A 22,062-nucleotide genomic window follows, 5' to 3' on the forward strand; every position below is an offset into this window, starting at 1 on the left:
CTCGAAACGAACAAGAACGGTCAAACGACACCTCCGCACGCCGGAACCCCCGAGAGAAGTGATCCATGGCCTCCGAGCACCCCGACGCCACCGGCGAGACGGCACCGCTGGCGCTGAAGATTCTGGTCGCCGGCGGGTTCGGCGTGGGCAAGACGACCCTGGTGGGCGCGGTCAGCGAGATCAAGCCGCTGCGCACCGAGGAACTGCTCAGCGAAGCCGGACAGGCCGTCGACGACACCGACGGCGTCGACCAGAAGGTCACCACGACCGTCGCCATGGACTTCGGCCGGATCACCATCCGCTCCGGACTGTCCCTTTACCTGTTCGGCACCCCCGGCCAGGACCGCTTCTGGTTCCTGTGGGACGAGCTCTCCCAAGGTGCCCTCGGTGCCGTGGTCCTCGCCGACACCCGGCGTCTGGAGGACTGCTTTCCGGCCGTCGACTACTTCGAGCACCGGCACATCCCGTTCGTCGTCGCCGTCAACTGCTTCACCGGCGCACGCGCGTACGCCGCCCCCGACGTGTCCCGCGCCCTCGACCTCGACCAGGGCACCCCCGTCGTCCTGTGCGACGCGCGCGACCGCGACTCCGGCAAGGAGGTCCTCATCCGCCTCGTCGAGTACGCGGGCCGCATGCACACGGCCCGCCTCCTCGACTCCGTGAGCTAGTCCGCCAGCGCCTTGAGCGCCAGCACCTTCTCCACGGCGACCCGCACCAGCAGTTCGCCCGGTACGCCGTTGCGGTCGCCGAACTCCTCGGCGCGGTCCTCGCCCATGTAGCGGGCGCCGATCCTGGCCGCCCAGTGCCGGACCTCGGGGAGATCCTCCGAGATCGTGGCGCGGCCATGGATGATCACGTAGTCGAAGGGGGGACGGTCGTCGTCGACGCACAGCGCGACACGGCCGTCCCGCGCCAGGTTGCGGCCCTTCACGGTCTCCTTGCCGGTGTTGAACACCAGGTCGTCCCCGTCCAGCACGAACCAGATCGGGGCCACGTGCGGACTCCCGTCGGCCCGGACCGTGGACAGTTTCGCGGTACGGGTGCCGTCCGAGACGAACGCCCGCCATTCCTCGTCGGTCATCTTCTTCGCCATGCCGCCATCCTCCTTGCTCGGGCCCCCGAAACTGCGGAAGGGTGGCGGGCAAGTCATCGCACGGGCGGGACCCAACGGGGAGATGTACGCGGGGAGAGCGAAGCATGGGGCAGAACCAGGGACTCGACTGGCTGCTGGACGACCTGACCGAACGCGTCGAACACGTACGGCACGCACTCGTCCTCACGACCGACGGGCTGGTGGCCGGCGCCAGCACCGGACTGCGCCGCGAGGACGCCGAACACCTCGCCGCCGTCTCCTCCGGCCTGCACAGCCTCGCCAAGGGCTCCGGCCGCCACTTCGGCGCCGGCCGGGTCCGGCAGACCATGATCGAGTTCGACGACGCCCTCCTCTTCGTCACCGCCGCCGGAACCGGCAGCTGCCTGTGCGTCCTCACCGGCGCCGAGGCCGACATGGGCCAGGTCGCCTACGAGATGACCCTTCTCGTCAGCCGCGTCGGCGAACACCTCACGATGGACGTGCGCCAACCCGAACGAACCCCGCTCACAGAGCACTGACCTGCGTATTTAAGGGCGTATACGAAGTTATCCACAGGCTTGCCGGCAGATCCGGCAAAACGGCTACGGTTTTTCCCGAGGGCACCGCGAACGGCGCGGAGCCCGACAGACCACGGGGGAGACCGACCATGTCTCAGCACACGACAGCCCGACCACGCCCGCTCACCTGCACACCGAGCCGCGCGGCGAAAGAACTGGGCGTCAAACGCGGCGAGTTCGACTTCGCCGTCCACCTCGGCCGGGTCCGGACCGTACCGGACGAGGGAGGCGGCGGCCGTCGGATCCCGTACACGGAGATCGAACGGCTGCGCGCCCGGCCGGACTTCCCGGAGTCCTTCCTCGAAGAGGTGCGCACCGTCGGCACCGCCGAGGCGGCGGACCTCCTGAAGATCTCACCCGCCCGCTTCTCCCGCCTCGCGCGGCTCGGACTCGTCTCACCGGTGCGGTTCTACCTCAACCGCTACCGGGCCGTCGTCTGGCTCTACCTCGCCGACGAACTCCGCAGGTTCGCCGAGAACCCGGCCAACGCGTCCCTGCTCTCCGGCCCGGCGCCCGAAGAACTGCGCGCCCGGCTCGCCGAGGGCCTCGACTGCAGGCCCCGCAACTGGCGGGGCCGCCACCTCGGCTTCCTGCTCCGCCAGGCCGACACCCCCTGGCAGCGGGCCGGCGCCGTGGCCGCCTTCCTCGACTCCGACCAGGTCGCCGACCTCGTCCCCGACCCCTACGAGCGGGCCTACCTCAACCGCTCCCGACCCGCCCTCCCGGCCCACGGGGCGCCCGGCTCCCCCTCCGCCCAGCTCGCCGCGGAAATCATGACCGCGAACTTCCTGGACGAGATCGGCTGGCTCCGCACGGAGCTGTACGAGGCACTGACGGAAGCCCGCGAGAGCCTGACGGCACTCCGGCCGGCGCCCGAACCCGCCCCTGAACCCGCACCTCGGACCGAACCCACCCCCGCACCTCGCCCCCGCACCGTACGCACACGCCGCCACCTCGCGAAGTGGCTGCGACGCAAGGGCAGGACCCGGCAGCGCGTCTGACGGGCCGTGCGACAGTGCCGCGCCCGGCGAACGCCCCGGCGCGGCACCCCGCACACCGCTACAGCGCCCGGAACAACCCCTCCTGGACGACCGACACCAGCAGCCGCCCGTGCAGGTCGTAGATACGGCCCCGCGCCAGCCCCCGCCCACCCGTGGTGATCGGCGACTCCTGGTCGTACAGGAACCACTCGTCCGCCCGGAACGGCCGGTGGAACCACATCGCGTGGTCCAGGGAGGCCATGTCGAAGTTCCGCGGACCCCACAAAGGCTCGATGGGGATACGGACGGCGTCCAGGAGGGTCATGTCGCTGGCGTAGGTGAGTGCGCAGGTGTGGACGAGGGGGTCGTCCCCCAACGGCCCCACCGCGCGCATCCAGACGGCGCTGCGGGGCTCGGCCTCCTTCAGCTCCTCGGGGGTCCAGCGCAGCCGGTCGACGTACCGGATGTCGAACGGCTGACGCCGGGCCATCCGCTCGAACTGCTCGGGCAGCGCCCCGAGATGCTCCCGGACCTCGTCCGCGACGGTCGGCAGCGAATCCGGGTCCGGGACCACCCGGGCCGGCGGCAGCTGCTGCTCGAAGGGACCTTCCTCAGGCTTGTGAAAGGAGGCGGTGAGATTGAAGATCGTGCGGCCCTGCTGCACGGCGGTGACCCGCCGGGTCGTGAACGACCGGCCGTCCCGCACCCGTTCGACCTGGTACACGATCGGCACACCGGGCCGGCCGGGACGCAGGAAGTACGCGTGCAGCGAGTGCACCGGCCGGTCCCCCTCCGTGGTCCGGCCCGCGGCGACCAGCGCCTGCCCGGCCACCTGCCCGCCGAAGACCCGCTGGAGGGACTCCTGGGGGCTACGGCCGCGGAAGATGTTGACCTCGATCTGCTCCAGGTCGAGCAGGTCGACGAGTCTCTCGGCGGGGTTCGTCATGAGTGTGCTTCTCCTGTGCTGGTGGCGCTGCTCAGAGCTGTCCGACGGAGGTGACCCGGACGATCGCGCGGCCCTCGGCGTCGGACGCTTCGAGGTCGACCTCCGCGCTGATCCCCCAGTCGTGGTCCCCGTTCGGGTCGTCGAAGATCTGCCGCACCCGCCACAGCCGGTTCGCCGGCTCCTCCTGGATGACGAGCAGCTTCGGCCCGCGCGCGTTCGGACCGGTGCTCAGGTCCTCGTACTCGTCCCAGTACTTGTCCATCGCCTCGCCCCACGCGTCCGCGTCCCAGCCGGACTCGCCGTCCAGGTCGCCGAGTTCGGCGACGTGGTCGAGCGCGGCCAGCTCCACGCGGCGGAACATCGCGTTGCGCACCAGGACCCGGAAGGCGCGCGTGTTCAGGGTGACCGGCTTGACCTCGTCGGCCTTCTCCTGCGCCTGCTCGGCGGTCATCTCCTCCGGGTTGGCGAGCTGCTCCCACTCGTCCAGGAGGCTGGAGTCGACCTGGCGGACCATCTCGCCCAGCCACTCGATGAGGTCCTGGAGGTCCTCGGACTTCAGGTCGTCGGGGACGGTGTGGTCCAGGGCCTTGTAGGCGCTCGCCAGGTAGCGCAGGACGATGCCCTCGGTGCGCGCCAGCTCGTAGTGCGACACCAACTCAGTGAACGACATGGCCCGTTCGAACATGTCCCGGATCACCGACTTCGGCGACAGCGGGTGGTCGCCGACCCACGGGTGGCTCTTGCGGTACGTGTCGTACGCGTGGAAGAGCAGCTCCTCCATCGGCTTCGGGTACGTGATGTCCTGGAGGCGCTCCATGCGCTCCTCGTACTCGACGCCGTCCGCCTTCATCAGGGCGACCGCCTCACCGCGCGCCTTGTTCTGCTGGGCGGCGAGGATCTGGCGCGGGTCGTCGAGCGTGGACTCCACGACGGAGACCATGTCCAGCGCGTACGACGGCGACTCGGGGTCGAGGAGCTCGAACGCGGCGAGTGCGAACGTGGACAGCGGCTGGTTGAGCGCGAAGTCCTGCTGGAGGTCGACCGTCAGGCGCACGATGCGGCCGGTGGCGTCCGGCTCGTCGAGCTTCTCGACGATGCCGCCGTCCAGCAGCGAGCGGTAGATCGCGATCGCCCGGCGGATGTGCCGCAACTGCTGCTTGCGCGGCTCGTGGTTGTCCTCCAGGAGGTGGCGCATCGCGGCGAACGCGTTGCCGGGGCGGGCGATCACCGACAGCAGCATCGTGTGCGTCACCCGGAAACGCGACGCCAGCGGCTCCGGCTCCGACTCGATCAGCTTGTCGAAGGTGTTCTCCGTCCAGGCCACGAAGCCTTCCGGCGCCTTCTTGCGGACCACCTTGCGCCGCTTCTTCGGATCGTCACCGGCCTTCGTGAGCGCCTTCTCGTTCTCGATGACGTGCTCCGGCGCCTGTGCGACGACGAACCCGGCCGTGTCGAACCCGGCCCGCCCCGCGCGGCCCGCGATCTGGTGGAACTCCCGCGCGCGCAGCGTCCGCACCCGGTTGCCGTCGTACTTGGTGAGGGCCGTGAACAGCACCGTACGGATCGGGACGTTGACCCCGACGCCCAGCGTGTCCGTCCCGCAGATCACCTTCAGCAGGCCCGCCTGCGCGAGCTTCTCCACCAGGCGGCGGTACTTGGGCAGCATGCCCGCGTGGTGCACGCCGATGCCGTGCCGGACGTAACGGGACAGGTTGCTGCCGAACTTGGTGGTGAAGCGGAAGTTGCCGATCAGCGCCGCGATCCGCTCCTTCTCCTCCTTCGAGCACATGTTGATGCTCATCAGGGCCTGCGCCCGCTCCACCGCCTGCGCCTGCGTGAAGTGCACGATGTACACCGGCGCCTGCCGGGTGTCCAGCAGGTCGGTGAGGGTCTCCGTGAGCGGCGTGTAGCGGTACTCGTAGGACAGCGGCACAGGACGGGTCGCCGAGCGGACCACCGAGGTCGGCCGGCCGGTGCGGCGGGCGAGGTCCTTCTCGAAGAAGGAGACGTCCCCCAGCGTCGCCGACATCAGCACGAACTGCGCCTGCGGAAGCTCCAGGATCGGGATCTGCCAGGCCCAGCCCCGGTCGCCCTCCGCGTAGAAGTGGAACTCGTCCATGACGACCTGGCCGACGTCCGCGTTCTTGCCGTCGCGCAGCGCGATCGACGCGAGGACCTCGGCGGTGCAGCAGATCACCGGGGCGTCGGAGTTGACGGAGGCGTCGCCGGTCAGCATGCCGACGTTCTCCGTGCCGAAGATCTTGCACAACTCGAAGAACTTCTCCGACACCAGCGCCTTGATGGGAGCCGTGTAGAACGTGACCTCGTCGCGCGCCAGCGCCGCGAAGTGCGCAGCCGCCGCGATCATGCTCTTGCCGGATCCGGTCGGCGTCGACACGATCACGTTCGCCCCGGAGACCACCTCGATCAGCGCCTCCTCCTGGTGCGGATAGAGGGTGAGACCGCGCTCCTGCGCCCAGGACTCGAAAGCCTCGTACAGGGCGTCGGGGTCGGCGGTCGGCGGCAGCAGATCGATGAGGGTCACACACCCATCTTGCCTGTCCGTACCCCTCTGAGGGGAATCGGCTGCCGGTGCGATGATCACGACCGCTACGCTGTGTCGCCGACGGAGTGTCAGGGCACCCGGTCAACTAGGCAGCGGCACAAGAGAAGCGGGGCGGGCGAGCGCCATGATGGGACCAGCACACTCACTGTCGGGCGCCGCGGCCTGGCTCGGCGTCGGAGCCGCCGCCGCGGCGGCGGGGGAGCCGATGCCGTGGCCGGTCGTCCTGGCCGGCGCGCTGATCTGCGCGGGCGCCGCCCTCGCCCCCGACCTCGACCACAAGGCCGCCACGATCTCGCGCGCCTTCGGGCCCGTCTCGCGCTGGCTCTGCGAGATCGTCGACAAGCTGTCGTACGCCGCCTACAAGGCGACCCGCAAACCCGGCGACCCGCGCCGCTCGGGAGGGCACCGCACGCTGACGCACACCTGGCTGTGGGCGGTGATGATCGGCGCGGGCGCCTCGGCGCTGGCGGTCATGGGGGGCCGCTGGGCGGTGCTCGCGCTCCTCTTCGTGCACATGGTGCTGGCGATCGAGGGCCTGCTGTGGCGGGCCGCCCGAGGCTCCAGCAGCGACATCCTGGTGTGGCTGCTGGCGGCGAGCAGCGCGTGGATCATCGCCGGGGTGCTGGACAAGCCAGGCAACGGCTCCGACTGGCTGTTCACCGACCCGGGCCAGCAGTACCTGTGGCTGGGGCTGCCGATCCTGCTGGGCGCGCTGGTGCACGACCTCGGGGACGCGCTGACCGTCTCCGGCTGCCCGGTCCTGTGGCCCATCCCGATCGGCCGCAAGCGCTGGTACCCGATCGGCCCGCCGAAGGCGATGCGGTTCCGCGCCGGGAGCTGGGTCGAACTGAAGGTCCTCATGCCGGTGTTCATGCTGCTGGGCGGCGTCGGCGGGGCGGCGGCCCTCAACTTCATCTGACGCCCGGTTCAGCCCTCGCCGTAACGCCGCTCGAAGCGGGCGACACGGCCCTCCGTGTCGAGCGTGCGGGCCTTGCCGGTGTAGAAGGGGTGGCTCTGCGAGGAGATCTCCACGTCCACGACCGGGTACGTCTCACCGTCGTCCCACTCGATTGTCTCCGCGCTCGTCGCGGTGGAGCGGGTCAGGAAGGCGTAGCCGGCGGCGCGGTCGCGGAAGACGACCTCGTGGTAGTCGGGGTGCTGGTCCTGCTGCATGAGGTCTCCTTCTGGAAGGGGGATCGGGGGCCGTCAGCCCGACAGCGCGTCCTCGTCGACGATGTGCATCGCTGCCTCCTCCGCCGAGGAGGCAGCACCGTCGATCCCGACGTCGGTGGCGATCAGGCCGCTCTCCTCGTCCTCGTGCGCGCCCTCGTCGGGGGCGACGAGACGGCCCGAGCGGACGGTGCCGACCTCGTTGTCGAGGAGCTCGCCGTCACCGCCGTCGTAGTCGCCGAGGCCGTCGCCGTCGTACGCGGAGACGTCCGGGACCTCCTCGGCGAGCCGCTCGTCGAGGGTCTCCCCGCGCCGGGCCTCCGCCGCCGTCACGCCGGTGTGCTCCACGGCCCACGGCCGCTCCGGCGGGGACCAGCCGCGGTCGAGGGGGTCGCCGACGCCGTCCTGGTCGAGGGTGTCCTCGGCGTCCAGCAGCCCCGCGTCGTCCTGCACCTCGGACCCGTCGGGCTGGTAGACGTCGTCTCCCCATCCGTCACCGCTGGTCACGCACACCTCCAGAGGGCTCGTCCACCGTCGCCCGGCACGAACCGGCACACACCGCGCGCGGGTACTGCCCTCCAACGTTCCACCCGCCCCCGCGCCCGCGCAACGGCAACGGCTGTGACGCGGGACGACGGCAGCGGGTACGGGGGCGGGGACGTGTACGGCGGGACGCCGCCCGACCCGTCCGGCACGGGCCCGCCTCCCGCACCGGCGCCCCCTGGCGAAACCGCCCCGGCAGGCCCCCGCACCCCCGCCTCACCCGTGCCACGACCTCCACAGCGCCGCGTACGCCCCGCCCGCCGCGACCAGCTCCGTGTGGCTCCCCAGCTCGCTGATCCGCCCCTCCTCCACGACGGCGATGACGTCCGCGTCGTGCGCGGTGTGCAGCCGGTGGGCGATGGCGATGACCGTACGGCCGTCGAGGACGCGGGACAGGGACCGCTCCAGGTGGCGGGCCGCGCGCGGGTCGAGGAGCGAGGTCGCCTCGTCGAGGACGAGGGTGTGCGGGTCGGCCAGCACGAGGCGGGCCAGCGCGATCTGCTGCGCCTGCGCCGGGGTGAGGGCGAGCCCGCCGGAGCCGACCTCGGTGTCGAGACCGCCGTCCAGAGCACGCGCCCACGCGGACGCGTCGACCGCGCCCAGCGCCGCCCACAGCTCGGCGTCGTCCGCGTCGGTGCGCGCGAGCAGGAGGTTGTCGCGCAGGGAGCCGACGAAGACGTGGTGCTCCTGGTTGACGAGGGCGACGTGCGAGCGGACCTGCTCGGCGGTCATCCGCGACAGCTCGGCCCCGCCGAGGGCGACGTGGCCGGTACGGGGCGCGTAGATCCCGGCGAGCAGCCGCCCCAGCGTCGACTTCCCGGCCCCCGAGGGACCGACCAGCGCCAGCCGCGTACCCGGCGCGACCGCCAGCGACACCTCGCGCAGGACGTCGACGCCTTCCCGGTACCCGAAGCGCACCGAGTCCGCGGCCAGCTCCCGCCCCTCGGGCGCGAGATCCTCCTGACCGGCGTCCGGCTCGATCTCCCGCACCCCCACCAGCCGGGCCAGCGACACCTGCGCGACCTGCAACTCGTCGTACCAGCGCAGGATCAGGTTCACCGGATCGACCAGCATCTGCGCGAGCAGCGCCCCGGTGGTGAGCTGCCCGACCCCGATCCACCCCTGGAGGGCGAACACGCCGCCGAGCATCAGCACGGACGCGAGGACCGTGATGTGTACGCCGTTGATGATGGGGAACAGCACCGACCGCAGCCAGAGCGTGTACCGCTCCCAACTCGTCCATTGCCGGATCCGCAGCTCGGACAGGGCGACCCGGCGCTCCCCGAGCCGGTGCGCCTCGACGGTCCGGCCGGCGTCCACGGTCTCCGCGAGCGCGGCGGCGACAGCCGCGTACCCGGCGGCCTCCGACCGGTACCCGGCGGGCGCCCGCTTGAAGTACCAGCGCCAGCCGACGACCAGCAGTGGCACGGCGAGCAGGACGGCGGCGGCGGCGAGCGGCGGCGCCGTCACGACGAGGCCGCCGAGCAGCAGCGCCGACCACAGCACGCCGATGATCAGCTGCGGCACGGCCTCGCGCATGGCGTTCGCGAGCCGGTCGATGTCGGTGGTGATGCGCGAGAGCAGATCCCCGGTCCCGGCCCGCTCCAGCACGCCCGGCGGCAGCCGCACCGACCTGACGAGGAAGTCCTCGCGCAGGTCGGCCAGCATCCGCTCCCCGAGCATCGCCCCGCGCAGCCGCATCTGGTGCACGAAGACGGCCTGCACGCCGAGCGAGAGCGTGAACAGGGTGACGGTCAGCCCGAGCCGCAGCTCCCGCTCACCCGCCGACACCCGCTCGACGAGGTCGCCCAGCAGCCACGGTCCCACCATCGAGGCGACCGTCGCGACGATGTTGACGACCACCAGGACCAGGAAGGCGCGCCGGTGCCGGCGCACCAGTTCACCGACGTACGCGCGGACGGTGGCGGGCGCGCCGACGGGCAGGGTGCTCGCCGTCGTCGGCGCGGCCGGGTCGTACTGCGGTGGCTTCACGCCGATCATGCCGACTCCTCGATCTTCTCCGACTCGGGCCTGACGGTCTCGGGCCTGACGGTGCTGGGTTCGACAGGGGCCGGTACGGAGGTGTCCGGCACGCCGCTCGTGGGTACGGCGCCGTCCGGCGCACCCTCGTCCGACACCTCCCGCGTCACCACCGCCCGGTACCGGGGCTCGTCCCGCAGCAGCTCGCGGTGCGTGCCCACGGCGGTCACCTCACCGTCGTCCACCAGGACCACCCGGTCCGCGACGTCCAGCAGCAGCGGCGACGACGTGAACACCACCGTCGTACGCCCCTTGCGCAACCCCCGTACGCCCTCCGAGATCCGTGCCTCCGTGTGGGAGTCGACGGCGGACGTCGGCTCGTCGAGGATCAGCACCTCCGGGTCGGTGACCAGGGAGCGGGCGAGCGCGAGGCGCTGGCGCTGGCCGCCGGAGAGGGAGCGCCCGCGTTCGGTGATGTGGGCGTCCATGGGGTCGCCCGGCGTGCCCTGGGCGAGCGCGTCGAGGACGTCCTCGCAGCGCGCGGCGGCGAGCGCGGCGTCCGCCTCGACCGCGCCGGACGACGGCACGTCGAGCAGCTCGCGCAGGGTGCCGGACAGCAGCACGGGGTCCTTGTCCTGGACGAGTACGGCGGTCCGCGCGACGTCCAGCGGGAGCGCGTCCAGCGCCACCCCGCCCAGCTCCGCGGACGGCCCCTCCTCGACGGAGTGCCCCCCGAGCCGCTCGGCGAGCCGCCCGGCCGCGTCGGGATCACCGCAGACCACGGCGGTGAGGACCCCGGCGGGGGCGAGCAGCCCGGAGCCGGGGTCGTACAGGTCCCCGGCGGCGAAGTTCTCCGGGCCGGTACGGGGCTCACTCGCGGCACCTGCCGGGGAACGGCCGGAAACGGACGACGCCCCATCCTCGCCCGACACCCCGGAACCCGCCCCGCGCTCCAACGACAGCACCCGAGCCGCCCGTTGAGCCGACGGCCGCGAGAACGAGTAGGCCATCGCGATCTCCTCGAAGTGCCGCAGGGGATACGACAACACCGCGACAGAGCTGTAGACCGTGACGAGTTCCCCCACCGAAACCCGCCCCTCCTGCGCCAGATGAACCCCGTACCAGACCACCCCCACCAGCAGCAGCCCCGGCAGCAACCCCTGGAGCGCGCTGATCAGCGCCCACATGCTGGCGCTGCGGACAGCGGCGTGCCGGACGTCCTGGGAGGCGGCGCGGTAGCGGTCGAGGAACAGTTCCTCCCCGCCGATCCCGCGCAGCACCCGCAGCCCCGCGACGGTGTCGGACGCCAACTCGGTCGCGCGCCCCGCCTTCTCGCGCTGGACGTCGGCCCGCCGGGTCGCCCGGGGCAGCAGCGGCAGCGCCGCGACCGCCACGACGGGCAGCCCGACGGCGACGACGACACCGAGCGCGGGCTGGTAGAAGAGCAGTCCGACGCAGACGAGGACGACGGTGACGGCGGCGGCCGTGAACCGGGACACCGCCTCGACGAACCATCCGATCTTCTCCACGTCGCCTGTCGAAACGGCGACCACTTCACCGGCCGCGACCCGCCGCGTGAGCCCCGCCCCGAGCACCGACGCCTTGCGGGCCAGCAACTGCTGGACGCGGGCCGCCGCGGTGATCCAGTTGGTGACGGCGGCGCGGTGCAGGAACGTGTCCCCGACGGCGATGGCGATCCCGAACAGCAGCATCAGCGCGCCCGCCAGCGCGAGCCGGGTGCCCGACCGGTCGACGACGGCCTGGACGGCGTACCCCACGACGAACGGCTGCGCGGACACGGCCGGGAAGTGGGTCAGGCCCCAGCCCAGCGACTTGAGCTGACCGCCCGCCTGGCTGCGGCCGAGCCACCACAGGAAGCGGGGCCCGGAGCGCGCGTCCGGCACACCCGGGTCTCGGTACGGAAGATCTTGGATCTGCATGACGTCCCAGGAGCTCGTGTCAGAAGGAGGCGCAAACCGTGCCAGCCTCGCCGCGCCGGACCGCCGATCTCAACCGGTTTTCCCTCGGGCCGCCGGGATTGCGACTATGGAACGCATGCGAGGAACTGTGACGCGATCCCTGGCCGCGGCCGGAGCGCTGCTTGTCGCCCTGACCGGCTGCGCGAGCACGCAGGCGCCCGACAGCGCGGACGCGGGGACGAAGAAGCCGGCCGCCGCACGGGCCCTGACCACCGTTCCGGACGTCGGCCCGGGCTTCCTGAAGCGCATTCCGGCCGCCTCACGACAAGTCGTCGCGGTTTATGGCGACGGCAGGAACTCTCCGGACGCGACGGCCGTTCTCTACATCAAGCAGGGCAGAACCTGGCAGAAGGAGAGCAGTTGGCCGGCCCACAACGCGCGCAAGGGCTGGACGACCGATCACCACGAGAACGACGGCCGCAGCCCGGTGGGAGTGTTCACGCTCACCGACGCGGGCGGCGTCCTGAAGAACCCCGGCACGAAACTGCCGTACACCCGCTCCGGCGCCTTCGAGACGCCGAGTTGGTGGCAGAAGCCGTACCGGCACGACTTCGACTACGTCATCGCCATCGACTACAACCGGATCAAGGGCACCTCCCCGAGCGACCCGACCCGCCCGGAGGGGGAGAAGAAGGGAGGGAGCATCTGGCTCCACATGGACCACGGCAGCGGTACCTCGGCCTGCGTCAGCCTGTCGAAGGCGGGCATGGAACACCTGCTGCGGACCCTGGACCCGGCCGCGCACCCGGTCGTGGTGATGGGGGACCGGGCCGGACTGAAGGCCTGAACCGCACGGTTGCGGGACGCGGGGGACTCCCCTTAGAACACCGGCCATGACCAGACGGCTCATCATGTCCATGCTCGCCGCAGTCACGGCTGCGGTACTCCCGCTGACGGCGACCACGACAGCTACGGCGACCCCATCGGCTCCGGCGACCTCGGGCACGGCGCCCCGACTCGCCGCCGCCCCACCCGAGTTCGGCTCCGACTGGCACGACCCCCTGACCGCCGCCCCACCCGTCCCCAGGCCCAACGCCGAGTCCTGCGAAGTCACCGTCGCCCAGGCCCAGTTCCGCGACTTCACCCCGTACCGGGGGACCTACACCCCGCCCCCGGCCTGCGGGGACACCTGGAGCAAGGTCGTCCTGCGCATGGACGGCAAGGTCAAGGGTCGCCAGTACGACCGCCTCGGCTACCTCCACATCGGCGGCGTCGAGATCTTCCGCACCTCGACCCCGCAGCCCTCCCCGGACGGCATCGAGTGGTCGGTCGAGAAGGACGTCACCCGCTACACCGACACGCTCCGCCGCGCACAGGACGTGGAGATGCTGATCGGGAACGTGGTCGACGACATGTACACGGGCGTGCTGGACGTCAAGGTGACGCTGACGTTCTACGAGGCACCCGAGCCGAAGCCGGCCGGAACGAAGCCGTACCCCGCGGGCTCCCTTGAAAACACTGAGAACGCTGAGAACACCGTCCCCGACAAGGTCCTCACCCTCACCCCCGACCACACCCTCACCACCCCCCGCAACAGCGAACGCATCCTCGCCGAGGTCTACGCCACCGGCTCCGGCGGCGGCTGCGAGGAGTACTGGTACCTCTCCGTCCCGACCCCGGCGCCGTACTCCTGCCAGACCCCGGGCGGCCCGTACCGCGAGGTCCAGATCACGGTGGACGGCCAACTCGCAGGGATAGCCACCCCGTTCCCGACCGTGTGGACCGGCGGCTGGTCCAACCCCTTCCTCTGGTACGTCGTCCCGGGCCCCCGCGCCTTCGACATCAAGCCGATCGCATACGACCTGACCCCGTTCGCCGGCGTCCTCAACGACGGCCGCCCGCACCGCGTCGAGGTCTCGGTCGTCGGCGTCCCCGAGGGCCAGACCGGCTGGAGCGCCCCGGTCAACGTCCTGGTCTGGCAGGACGCGGGGAAGAAGCAGGTCACCGGCAGAGTGACCGCCCACAGGGAGGGCGCCCCGGCCAACTCCTCGACGTACACGCCTGGTACGGAGCACCGCGTCGGCACGAAGGCCGCGCACAGCCTCACGGTCACGGGATACGCCGACACCTCGCACGGCCGCGTCACCACCACGGTCACCCGATCCCTGGCCCACACCTCCACGCACCGCTGGACCGAGGGCGAGAAGCTGGACGCCCTCGCCGGGGTGTGGACGGACGACGAGACGGTCACCGTGAACCGGCACGCGACGCGCGCGCACCGGACGTACACGATGGACGGCACGACGACGATCGGCGCGGACGACCGGCTGCGGACGGTCATGACGCTCGCCGACCGGGCCACCGTCAGCGACACGCGCGGGCGCTGGTCGCGGCTCGACGACACGTATGCGGGCGACGCGACGTACACGGTCGGCGTGCCGCGCGACCAGCGGCACGGCGTCGCCACGACGACCGAGCGCTACCGGCTGACGGGCTCCCGGGGCTGCTACGACCGCACGGTCACAGCGGTTCAGGGCATGCTGACCGAGGACCGTAACGCCTGCTGAAACATCCCGATGTGTGATCCATCACTCATGACGTGATTTACATATCGGCAACACGGAGGTCTTCCCTACGAGCGATGGGCACTCCAAAGTGATCGGCACGGAAGACGCTTTCCGTATCGCAGAAGTCCCGCCGGGTTTCTGCGAGTCCGCCGTCCCTCCCAGGAGTGCCCGTGCCGCAGTCTGTACCGTCCCTGCCGCGACGCGTCGCACGAACGCTGCGTACCTCGCTGTTCATCCAGGTCGCCATCGCGCTCGTGCTCGGAATCGCCGTCGGCAAGCTGTGGCCCGGCTTCGCCTCCGACCTACAGCCGCTCGGCGACGGGTTCGTCCGGCTGATCAAGACGATCATCTCGCCGCTCGTGTTCTGTGTGGTCGTCGTCGGGATCGCCAAGGCCGGTGACCTCAAGGCGTTCGGCCGGATCGGCCTCAAGGCGCTGATCTGGTTCGAGGTCGCGAGCACGTTCGCGCTGATCGTCGGGCTGCTCGCCGCGAACCTCGTCCAGCCGGGCTCCGGGATGCACGTCGACCCCTCCACGCTGAACACGGCGGCGGTCGAAGCGAAGACGAACGGCGGCTCGCTGCCGTCGACCACCGAGTTCGTCCTCAACGCCCTGCCGACCTCGTTCATCGGCGCCTTCGCCGAGAACTCCCTGCTCCAGGTGCTGATCCTGGCCTGCCTCGTCGGCGCGGCGCTGCTGCACCTCGGGCACACGAAGGTCCCGCAGGTGCTGCCCGCGATCGAGCAGGCGCAGGAGATCATCTTCGCGATCGTCGGCTTCGTGATGCGCCTCGCGCCGATCGCCGTGTTCGGCGCGATGGCCGTCCTGATCGGCAACTACGGCCTCGGCGTGATCGAGACGTACGGCAAGCTGATCGCCCTGTGCTACGCGGCTGCCGCCGTGTTCATCGCGCTGCTCGCCGTCGCTCTGCGGGTCGTGACCGGGCTCAGCCTCTGGAAGTTCCTGCGCTACATCCGTGAGGAGATGCTGCTCGCGCTCGGCACCGCGTCCACCGAGTCGGTCATGCCGCGCGTCATGCAGAAGCTGCGCAAGGCGGGCGCCCGGGACGACGCGGTCGGCCTCGTCCTGCCGACCGGCTACTCCTTCAACCTCGACGGCGCCTCTCTCTACCTCTCCATCGGCACCCTGTTCATCGCGCAGGCCGTCGGCGTCGACCTCAGCCTCAGCCAGCAGATCACCGTCGTCCTGGTGCTGATGCTGACCAGCAAGGGCATGGCCGGCATCCCCGGCTCCGCGTTCCTCGCGCTCTCCGCGACGGCGTCGTCCCTCGGTGCGATCCCCGCCGGGGCGGTCGCCCTGCTCCTCGGCGTCGACCGGATCATGGACTCGATGCGCGTCGTCACGAACCTGCTCGGCAACTGCGTCGCGGTGTTCGCGGTGGCGCGGTGGGAGGGGGCGCTGGACATCGAGCGCGCGAAGAAGGTGCTGGACGGCGAGATCGACGTGACGGAGCCCGAGGTCGCGGCGGAGGAAGCGGTCGTGCCCGCGCAGCTCACCAAGAAGGAGCCCGCACCCGAAGCGAGCTGACCGAGAAGGAGCCCGCACTCGAAGCGAGCTGATCGAGAACGCACAAGCGACCGCCGCCCCGGACTCCCGGGTGCGGCGGTCGCTGTTCTCGCTGCGCCTGCTGCCTCAGCCGTGCACCGGCATCCCGCTCAGCAGCGTCCCCAGCAGCTCCCCCAGCTCTTCCCGCTCGTCCTGCGACAGCGGCGCGAGGATCTCGGACGCCGCCGTCCGCCGCGCCCCCCGCAGCTCGCTCAGCGCCGTACGCCCGTCCTCCGTCAGCTCGATACGGATCACCCGCCGGTTCGTCGGATCGGGGACCCGGCGCACCTTCCCGTTCGCCTCCAGGCCGTCCACCAGCGTCGTCACCGCGCGCGGGACCACTTCGAGGCGCTCGGCGAGGTCGGCCATGCGCGGTGGGGAGGAGTACTGCGCGAGCGTGCGCAGCAGGCGGGACTGGGCCGGGGTGACCCCCAGGCCGCACTCCTCGATGTGCCGCTTCTGGATGCGGTGCACGCGGCGGGTGAACCGCAGCAACTGCTCGGCGAGCAGGCTGTCGGAATCTGGTGTGGCCATACGGGAACAATAACAGGATGCCGTTCATTGTGAGTATAGGTAACAATGAGCGTAGTCCTGATCCTGAGTGCTTCCCGAAGGAGCCCATGCACCCCGACCGAGAGAAACAACCCGCCTGGAACCCACCGGCCGACCCCGAGCAGCCACAGCCCCGCCAGGTCCGCCGCATCCTGAAGCTGTTCCGCCCCTACCGCGCCCGCCTCACCCTCGTGGGCCTGCTGGTCGCCGCCTCCTCGCTGGTCGGCGTCGCGACGCCGTTCCTGCTGAAGGAGACGCTGGACGTCGCGATCCCGCAGGGGCGTACGGGCCTGCTGAGCCTGCTCGCCCTCGGCATGATCCTCAGCGCCCTCCTCTCCGGCGTCTTCGGCGTGCTGCAGACGCTGATCTCGACGACGGTCGGCCAGCGCGTCATGCACGACCTGCGGACGGCCGTCTACGGCCGCCTCCAGCGGATGTCGCTCGCGTTCTTCACGCGTACGCGCACCGGCGAGGTCCAGTCCCGCATAGCCAACGACATCGGCGGCATGCAGGCGACGGTCACCTCCACCGCGACCTCCCTGGTCTCCAACTTCACCAGCGTCGTCGCCACGATCGTCGCGATGCTCGCCCTCGACTGGCGGCTGACCGCCGTCTCGCTGCTGCTCCTGCCGGTCTTCGTCTGGATCAGCCGCCGGGTCGGTTCGGAGCGCAAGAAGATCACCACCGAGCGGCAGAAACAGATGGCCGCGATGTCCGCGACGGTAACCGAGTCGCTCTCCGTCAGCGGCATCCTGCTCGGCCGCACGATGGGCCGCGCCGACTCCCTGACCAAGTCCTTCGCGGACGAGTCCGAGCGCCTCGTCGACCTGGAGGTCCGCTCCAGCATGGCGGGCCGCTGGCGGATGTCCGTCATCGGGATCGTCATGTCCGCGATGCCGGCGTTCATCTACTGGGCGGCGGGCGTCGCCCTCCAGGTCGGCGGCCCGGGCATCTCGCTGGGCACGATCGTCGCCTTCGTCTCCCTCCAGCAGGGCCTGTTCCGCCCCGCCGTCAGCCTCCTGGCGACCGGCGTCCAGATCCAGACCTCCCTCGCGCTCTTCCAGCGCATCTTCGAGTACCTCGACCTGCCGATCGACATCACCGAACGCGACAACGCCGTCCACCTGGACCGCGTCAAGGGGGAGGTCCGCTTCGAGGACGTCTCGTTCCGGTACGGAGGCGAGGGCGAGGGCGAGGGCCGCGCCATCCTCGACGGCGTCGACGTCACCGTCCCGGCCGGCCACAGCCTCGCGATCGTCGGCCCGACCGGCGCGGGCAAGTCCACGCTGGGCCACCTCGTGCCGCGCCTGTACGACGTGACGGGCGGCCGGGTCACCCTCGACGGCGTCGACGTGCGCGACCTCGACTTCGACACCCTCGCGCGCGCGATCGGCGTCGTCTCCCAGGAGACGTACCTCTTCCACGCGACGGTCGCGGAGAACCTGCGCTTCGCGAAGCCCGACGCGAGCGACGAGGAACTGTACGAGGCGGCGCGCGCCGCGCAGATCCACGACCACATCGCGTCGCTGCCCGACGGGTACGACACGGTCGTCGGCGAGCGGGGACACCGCTTCTCCGGCGGAGAGAAACAGCGCCTCGCCATCGCGCGGACCATCCTGCGCGACCCCCCGGTCCTGATCCTCGACGAGGCGACCAGCGCGCTGGACACGCGGACGGAGTACGCCGTACAGCGGGCGATCGACGCGCTGTCGGCGAACCGGACGACCCTGACGATCGCCCACCGGCTGTCGACGATCCGGGACGCGGACCAGATCGTCGTCCTCGAAGGCGGGCGGGTCGTGGAGCGGGGGACGCACGAGGAGCTGGTGGCGCGGGAGGGGAGGTACGCGGGGCTGGTGAGGAAGGACGAGCGGGTGACGGCGGCGTAGGAATACGGGAGGCGTAGGCGTTCCGGAGGCTGATCATCCGACAAAGCGACGATATGCCCGGTTTTTGACGGTGTGCGAGTTAACGTGCCCGCATGCAGATGAACACTCCGCCCCGGAGCGCGATCCGTCTGACGCGCCGCGGCCGAACCGTCCTCGTCGTCACCGGGGCCGTCCTGGCCGCTGCCGCGGTGGCGGTGCCGCTGCTGAACGTGGAGCGGCCGGCTCCCCAGGCCGCCAAGCCCAAGGTCCTGACCATCCCCGAGGGCTGGCGCTCCGGCCAGGTCTACGAGGCGGTCGACAAGGCGCTCGCCCTGCCGGTCGGCACGACCCGCAAGGCCCTGCCGAAGACCGGCCTCAGACTCCCGGCCGACGCGGAGGGCAACCCCGAGGGGTACCTCTTCCCCGCGACGTACCCCCTCACCGGGAAGCCGACCCCCCAGTCCCTCCTCGCGTACATGGTCGACACCGCGAACAAGAAGTTCAACGGCGCCCCCATGGCCGCCGGCGCCCAGCGCAACGCGATGAACGTCTACCAGGCCGTCACCATCGCCAGCATCATCCAGGCCGAGGCCGCCACGAAGGCCGACATGGGGAAGGTCGCCCGCGTCGTCTTCAACCGCCTGGAGCGCGGCATGCCCCTCCAGATGGACTCCACGATCAACTACGCCCTCAACCGCTCGACCCTGAACACGGCGGACGCCGACACGAAGATCGACAGCCCCTACAACTCGTACCAGCGCATGGGCCTTCCCCCGACCCCCATCGACAACCCCGGCGAAGAAGCGATGCGGGCCGCGCTCACCCCCACCCCCGGCGACTGGCTCTACTTCGTCACCGTCAAGCCCGGCGACACGCGCTTCACCGCGAACTACGCCGAACACCAGCGAAACGTGGCGGAGTTCAACAAGGCCCAGAAGCCGAAGGCCGGCTGACGGCTGCTTAAGGGGGGCTGCGACCGGTACGACGCCGGCTCGGGGTGCCGGCGTCGTACCTGGTCCTCAGCGTGACGGTGTCGTGGAGGCCGGCAGGTTTCCGTTGAAGCGGCCGTCCGCGAAGGCCGAGAAGTCGACCTTCCCCGGGATCAGCTTCAGTTCGGTGAACGTGTCGGCGATCTGCTGCTCGGAGTCGATCGCCGACCGGTCGACCGCGACCGATACGCGGGTCGAGTGCGTACGTTTCACCGACGCGAGCGCGACGGCGTACGGCAGGCCCGTGTCCTTCGCCCATACCTTCGCCCATTTGGCCTGGTGGCCGGACACCCAGTCCTGTGCGCGCCGCAGCCGCGCGAGGTAGTCGGCGATGGCGGCGGCCTTCTTGGGGTCCTTGAGCGCGGCGGGCGCGGCGACCTGGAAGCTGAGCCCGTTGACGACCCCCTGCCCGGTGGTCAGCGCGCGCCCCTTCTTCGCTTCGAGGATCTGCGAGGTGTACGGGTCCCAGACGGCCCACGCGTCGACCTTCCCGGAGGTGAACGCGGCGAGCGCGTCGGCGGGTTGGAGATAGGTGACCCGTACGTCGGAGAGGGTGAGCCCGGCGGCCTTGAGGGACGCAATCAACTGGTAGTGCGCGGAGGAGCCTTGAGCTACGGCGACCGAACGGCCCTTCAAATCAGCGGTCCTGGTCAGTTTCGAGCTGTTCGGTACGAGGATCGCCTCGCCCTCGGCGGACCCGTGCCACGCGGCCACCACCGTGATCTTCGAGCCCGCGCCCGCCGCGAAGACGGGCGGCGTGTTGCCGACGGCGCCGATGTCGACGGCCCCGGCGTTGACGGCCTCCAGGAGCGGCGGGCCGGAGGTGAACGTGGACCACTTGATCCGGTAGTCGAGGCCCTTGAGTTCGCCCGCGGCACGCAGGACCGCTTCCGAACCGCCTTTCTGGTCACCGACGTTGAGGGTGAGGGGGCCGGTGCCGTCGGTGGCGGAGGAGGTGCCGCCGCAGGCGGTGAGGAGGAGGGCGAGGGGGAGGAGTGCGGCGGGGAGGAGGCGGCGTCGCATGGGGGTCCGTCCAGGTTGAAGTGGGGGGATTTCGGCGGGGGTTCGCGGCGATCGGCGTTGCGTTGTTGTGTTCAGGCCGCCGCGTCCACCCCCAGCCGCCCCAGCAACTCCGTACGCAGCTCCGCGAATCGCGGGTCGGACAGCTTGCGTGGTCTCTCCAGGTCGATCTGTTGCTCGTGCGCGATGACCCCGCCGTCCATCACCAGGACCCGGTCCGCGAGCAGGACGGCCTCCTCGACGTCGTGCGTGACGAGCAGCACCGCGCACCCGCGCTGCCGCCACAACTCACCCACCAGACGCTGGGCGTTGATCCGCGTCAGCGCGTCCAGGGCCCCGAACGGCTCGTCCAGCAACAGGAGATCGGGCTCACGCACCAACGCCCGTGCCAGCGAGGCGCGTTGAGCCTCACCGCCGGAGAGGGTCTTGGGCCACGCATCCGCCCGGTGACCGAGCCCGACCTCCTCAAGTGCCTTGTCGGCGACGTCCCTTGAGGGGTTGCCCGGCAGCCCGAGCAGCACGTTGCGCCACACTCTCTTCCACGGCATCAGCCGCGGCGCCTGGAACGCGACCGCCTTGCGGCGCGGCACCAGCACCGTCCCCTCGATCTCCCGGTCGAGCCCCGCGAGGATCCGCAGCAGCGTCGACTTCCCGCACCCGCTGCGCCCGAGCAGCGCGACGAACTCGCCCGGCCTGATGTCGAGTTGGAGGTTGTCGATGACGGCACGCCCGTCGAAGGACCGCGTCAGCCCCTCGACCCGTACCGCCTGTCCGGTCACCGGCCGGTGAACGTCGGTCGCCATTGCAGCAGCACCCTCTCCAGAGAACGGACCACGAAGTCGGCGAACAGGCCGAGGAACGCGTACACGATCAGGCAGACCACGATCACGTCCGTGCGCAGGAAGTCCCGCGCCTGCACCATCAGGAACCCGATCCCCGAGTCCGCGTTGACCTGTTCGGCGAAGACCAGCGCGAGCCAGGCGATGCCGAGGGAGTACCGCAGCCCGGTCAGCGCGCCGGGGAGCGCGCCCGGCAGTACGACGTGCCGGACCAGTCCCCACCGGGACAGTCCCAACGACTCGCCCGCCTCGACGAGTTGGGCGTCCACGCCGCGGATCCCGGCGTACACGTTCAGGTACAGCGGGAACGTCACCCCGAGCGTGATGATCGCGATCTTCGGGGTCTCGCCGATCCCGAACCAGATGATGAACAGCGGGATCAGACCGACGAACGGCACGGTCCGCAGCATCTGCACCGGCGCGTCCACGAGATCCTCGCCGACCCTGAACAGCCCTGAGAACAGGGCGAGTCCGGTGCCGATGAGGGTGCCGAACAGCAGTCCGAGGGCCACGCGTTGGAGCGACGTACCCATCGCCGACGTGAGCGAACCGTCGGCGATCAGCTCCTTGCCGACCTCCGTGATCCGGCCGGGGGAGGCGAGGGTGTCCGACGTCAACACACCGGTACTGGACAGGAGTTGCCACAGGGCGAGGAGGAGTACGGGGCCGGTCGTCCGGCGTAGCCAGCGCGGGACGCGGGCTCGGCGGGAGGTGCGGGGGAGGATCGGCCGGAGTTCGAGATCGCGGCTGTCCGGAATATCGGACTCGGCCGTGTCGGGTGGGGGTGGCAGGGCATGGCTGATGCTCATGGGGGGCTCCACAAAGCGGTGGGGGAACACGCCCCGGCAACGCCGGACCCGGCAGAACCTAGAGCTCTGCCCAGGAAGGGCCTACCGAGAGGTGAAGGG

General features: G+C 70.8%; 20 protein-coding genes. 9 read left to right on the plus strand and 11 right to left on the minus strand.

The window, feature by feature from the left end; translation table 11 throughout:
* Positions 1-65 precede the first annotated feature (65 nt).
* The gene (locus J8M50_RS18855) at positions 66-668 is read left to right on the plus strand and encodes a GTP-binding protein (RefSeq protein WP_010355426.1); all 603 of its coding nucleotides are present in this window, start codon (positions 66-68) and stop codon (positions 666-668) included.
* Here the strand turns inward: J8M50_RS18855 and J8M50_RS18860 are convergent.
* Entirely contained in the window at positions 665-1,093 is a 429-nt protein-coding gene (locus J8M50_RS18860) for a PPOX class F420-dependent oxidoreductase (RefSeq protein WP_010355425.1), read from the minus strand. The genes J8M50_RS18855 and J8M50_RS18860 overlap by 4 nt on opposite strands.
* 104 nt (positions 1,094-1,197) lie before the next feature.
* Between J8M50_RS18860 and J8M50_RS18865 the strand changes: the two genes are divergently transcribed.
* Together J8M50_RS18865 and J8M50_RS18870 are read left to right on the plus strand one after the other, a co-directional pair.
* Entirely contained in the window at positions 1,198-1,611 is a 414-nt protein-coding gene (locus tag J8M50_RS18865; protein ID WP_010355424.1) for a roadblock/LC7 domain-containing protein, read from the plus strand.
* Positions 1,612-1,739: 128 nt separating this feature from the next.
* Positions 1,740-2,651, plus strand: a complete 912-nt coding sequence (locus J8M50_RS18870; protein ID WP_010355423.1) for a DUF6397 family protein — start codon at positions 1,740-1,742, stop codon at positions 2,649-2,651.
* Positions 2,652-2,709: 58 nt separating this feature from the next.
* On the opposite strand, the gene J8M50_RS18875 is transcribed toward J8M50_RS18870, so the two are convergent.
* Entirely contained in the window at positions 2,710-3,576 is an 867-nt protein-coding gene (locus tag J8M50_RS18875; protein WP_010355422.1) for an acyl-CoA thioesterase, read from the minus strand.
* A 31-nt stretch (positions 3,577-3,607) separates the two neighbouring features.
* Positions 3,608-6,121 carry a DEAD/DEAH box helicase gene (locus tag J8M50_RS18880; RefSeq protein ID WP_010355421.1) on the minus strand — a complete coding sequence of 838 codons (2,514 nt, stop codon included), beginning with the start codon at positions 6,119-6,121 and terminating at the stop codon, positions 3,608-3,610.
* 145 nt (positions 6,122-6,266) lie between these two features.
* Between J8M50_RS18880 and J8M50_RS18885 the strand changes: the two genes are divergently transcribed.
* Positions 6,267-7,061 (plus strand): metal-dependent hydrolase, encoded by a 795-nt coding sequence (locus J8M50_RS18885; RefSeq protein ID WP_010355420.1) that lies wholly within the window; start codon positions 6,267-6,269, stop codon positions 7,059-7,061.
* A gap of 8 nt (positions 7,062-7,069) precedes the next feature.
* Here the strand turns inward: J8M50_RS18885 and J8M50_RS18890 are convergent, their stop codons facing one another.
* From J8M50_RS18890 to J8M50_RS18905, 4 genes are all read right to left on the minus strand, one after another.
* Positions 7,070-7,315 (minus strand): type B 50S ribosomal protein L31, encoded by a 246-nt coding sequence (locus J8M50_RS18890; protein ID WP_010355419.1) that lies wholly within the window; start codon positions 7,313-7,315, stop codon positions 7,070-7,072.
* Positions 7,316-7,348: 33 nt separating this feature from the next.
* Positions 7,349-7,819 (minus strand): DUF5709 domain-containing protein, encoded by a 471-nt coding sequence (locus J8M50_RS18895; protein WP_010355418.1) that lies wholly within the window; start codon positions 7,817-7,819, stop codon positions 7,349-7,351.
* Between the two features lie 252 nt (positions 7,820-8,071).
* Entirely contained in the window at positions 8,072-9,856 is a 1,785-nt protein-coding gene (locus J8M50_RS18900; protein WP_010355417.1) for an ABC transporter ATP-binding protein, read from the minus strand.
* Positions 9,853-11,775, minus strand: a complete 1,923-nt coding sequence (locus J8M50_RS18905) for an ABC transporter transmembrane domain-containing protein (RefSeq protein WP_010355416.1) — start codon at positions 11,773-11,775, stop codon at positions 9,853-9,855. Before J8M50_RS18905 ends, J8M50_RS18900 begins: the two co-directional genes overlap by 4 nt.
* A gap of 115 nt (positions 11,776-11,890) precedes the next feature.
* Between J8M50_RS18905 and J8M50_RS18910 the strand changes: the two genes are divergently transcribed.
* From J8M50_RS18910 to J8M50_RS18920, 3 genes are all read left to right on the plus strand, one after another.
* Positions 11,891-12,601 carry a L,D-transpeptidase family protein gene (locus J8M50_RS18910; RefSeq protein WP_050987282.1) on the plus strand — a complete coding sequence of 237 codons (711 nt, stop codon included), beginning with the start codon at positions 11,891-11,893 and terminating at the stop codon, positions 12,599-12,601.
* Between the two features lie 46 nt (positions 12,602-12,647).
* Positions 12,648-14,321, plus strand: coding sequence for a peptide-N4-asparagine amidase (locus J8M50_RS18915; RefSeq protein ID WP_010355414.1), 1,674 nt, complete (start codon positions 12,648-12,650; stop codon positions 14,319-14,321).
* 170 nt (positions 14,322-14,491) lie between these two features.
* A complete protein-coding gene (locus J8M50_RS18920) occupies positions 14,492-15,868 on the plus strand; it encodes a C4-dicarboxylate transporter DctA (protein ID WP_010355413.1) in 1,377 nt (458 codons plus the stop codon).
* A 105-nt stretch (positions 15,869-15,973) separates the two neighbouring features.
* Here the strand turns inward: J8M50_RS18920 and J8M50_RS18925 are convergent, their stop codons facing one another.
* Complete coding sequence (locus J8M50_RS18925) at positions 15,974-16,420, minus strand: MarR family winged helix-turn-helix transcriptional regulator (protein ID WP_010355411.1); 447 nt, start codon at positions 16,418-16,420, stop codon at positions 15,974-15,976.
* Between the two features lie 86 nt (positions 16,421-16,506).
* Here J8M50_RS18925 and J8M50_RS18930 point away from each other — a divergent pair, with 86 nt between their 5' ends.
* Positions 16,507-18,327, plus strand: a complete 1,821-nt coding sequence (locus J8M50_RS18930) for an ABC transporter ATP-binding protein (RefSeq protein WP_010355410.1) — start codon at positions 16,507-16,509, stop codon at positions 18,325-18,327.
* A gap of 92 nt (positions 18,328-18,419) precedes the next feature.
* The gene (mltG, locus tag J8M50_RS18935; RefSeq protein WP_010355409.1) at positions 18,420-19,259 is read left to right on the plus strand and encodes an endolytic transglycosylase MltG; all 840 of its coding nucleotides are present in this window, start codon (positions 18,420-18,422) and stop codon (positions 19,257-19,259) included.
* Between the two features lie 66 nt (positions 19,260-19,325).
* On the opposite strand, the gene J8M50_RS18940 is transcribed toward mltG, so the two are convergent.
* The 3 genes from J8M50_RS18940 to J8M50_RS18950 all read right to left on the minus strand — a co-directional run bounded on the left by J8M50_RS18940 (position 19,326) and on the right by J8M50_RS18950 (position 21,963).
* Positions 19,326-20,318, minus strand: a complete 993-nt coding sequence (locus J8M50_RS18940) for an ABC transporter substrate-binding protein (RefSeq protein WP_010355408.1) — start codon at positions 20,316-20,318, stop codon at positions 19,326-19,328.
* 71 nt (positions 20,319-20,389) lie between these two features.
* On the minus strand, positions 20,390-21,118 hold the full coding sequence (locus tag J8M50_RS18945) for an ABC transporter ATP-binding protein (protein ID WP_010355407.1): 729 nt from the start codon (positions 21,116-21,118) through the stop codon (positions 20,390-20,392).
* Positions 21,091-21,963, minus strand: a complete 873-nt coding sequence (locus J8M50_RS18950; protein ID WP_010355406.1) for an ABC transporter permease — start codon at positions 21,961-21,963, stop codon at positions 21,091-21,093. The genes J8M50_RS18945 and J8M50_RS18950 overlap by 28 nt, the downstream gene beginning before the upstream one ends.
* Between the last annotated feature and the right edge of the window lie 99 nt (positions 21,964-22,062).

Source organism: Streptomyces acidiscabies, assembly GCF_020010905.1.
In the GTDB taxonomy this organism is placed as follows: Bacteria; Actinomycetota; Actinomycetes; order Streptomycetales; family Streptomycetaceae; genus Streptomyces; species Streptomyces acidiscabies.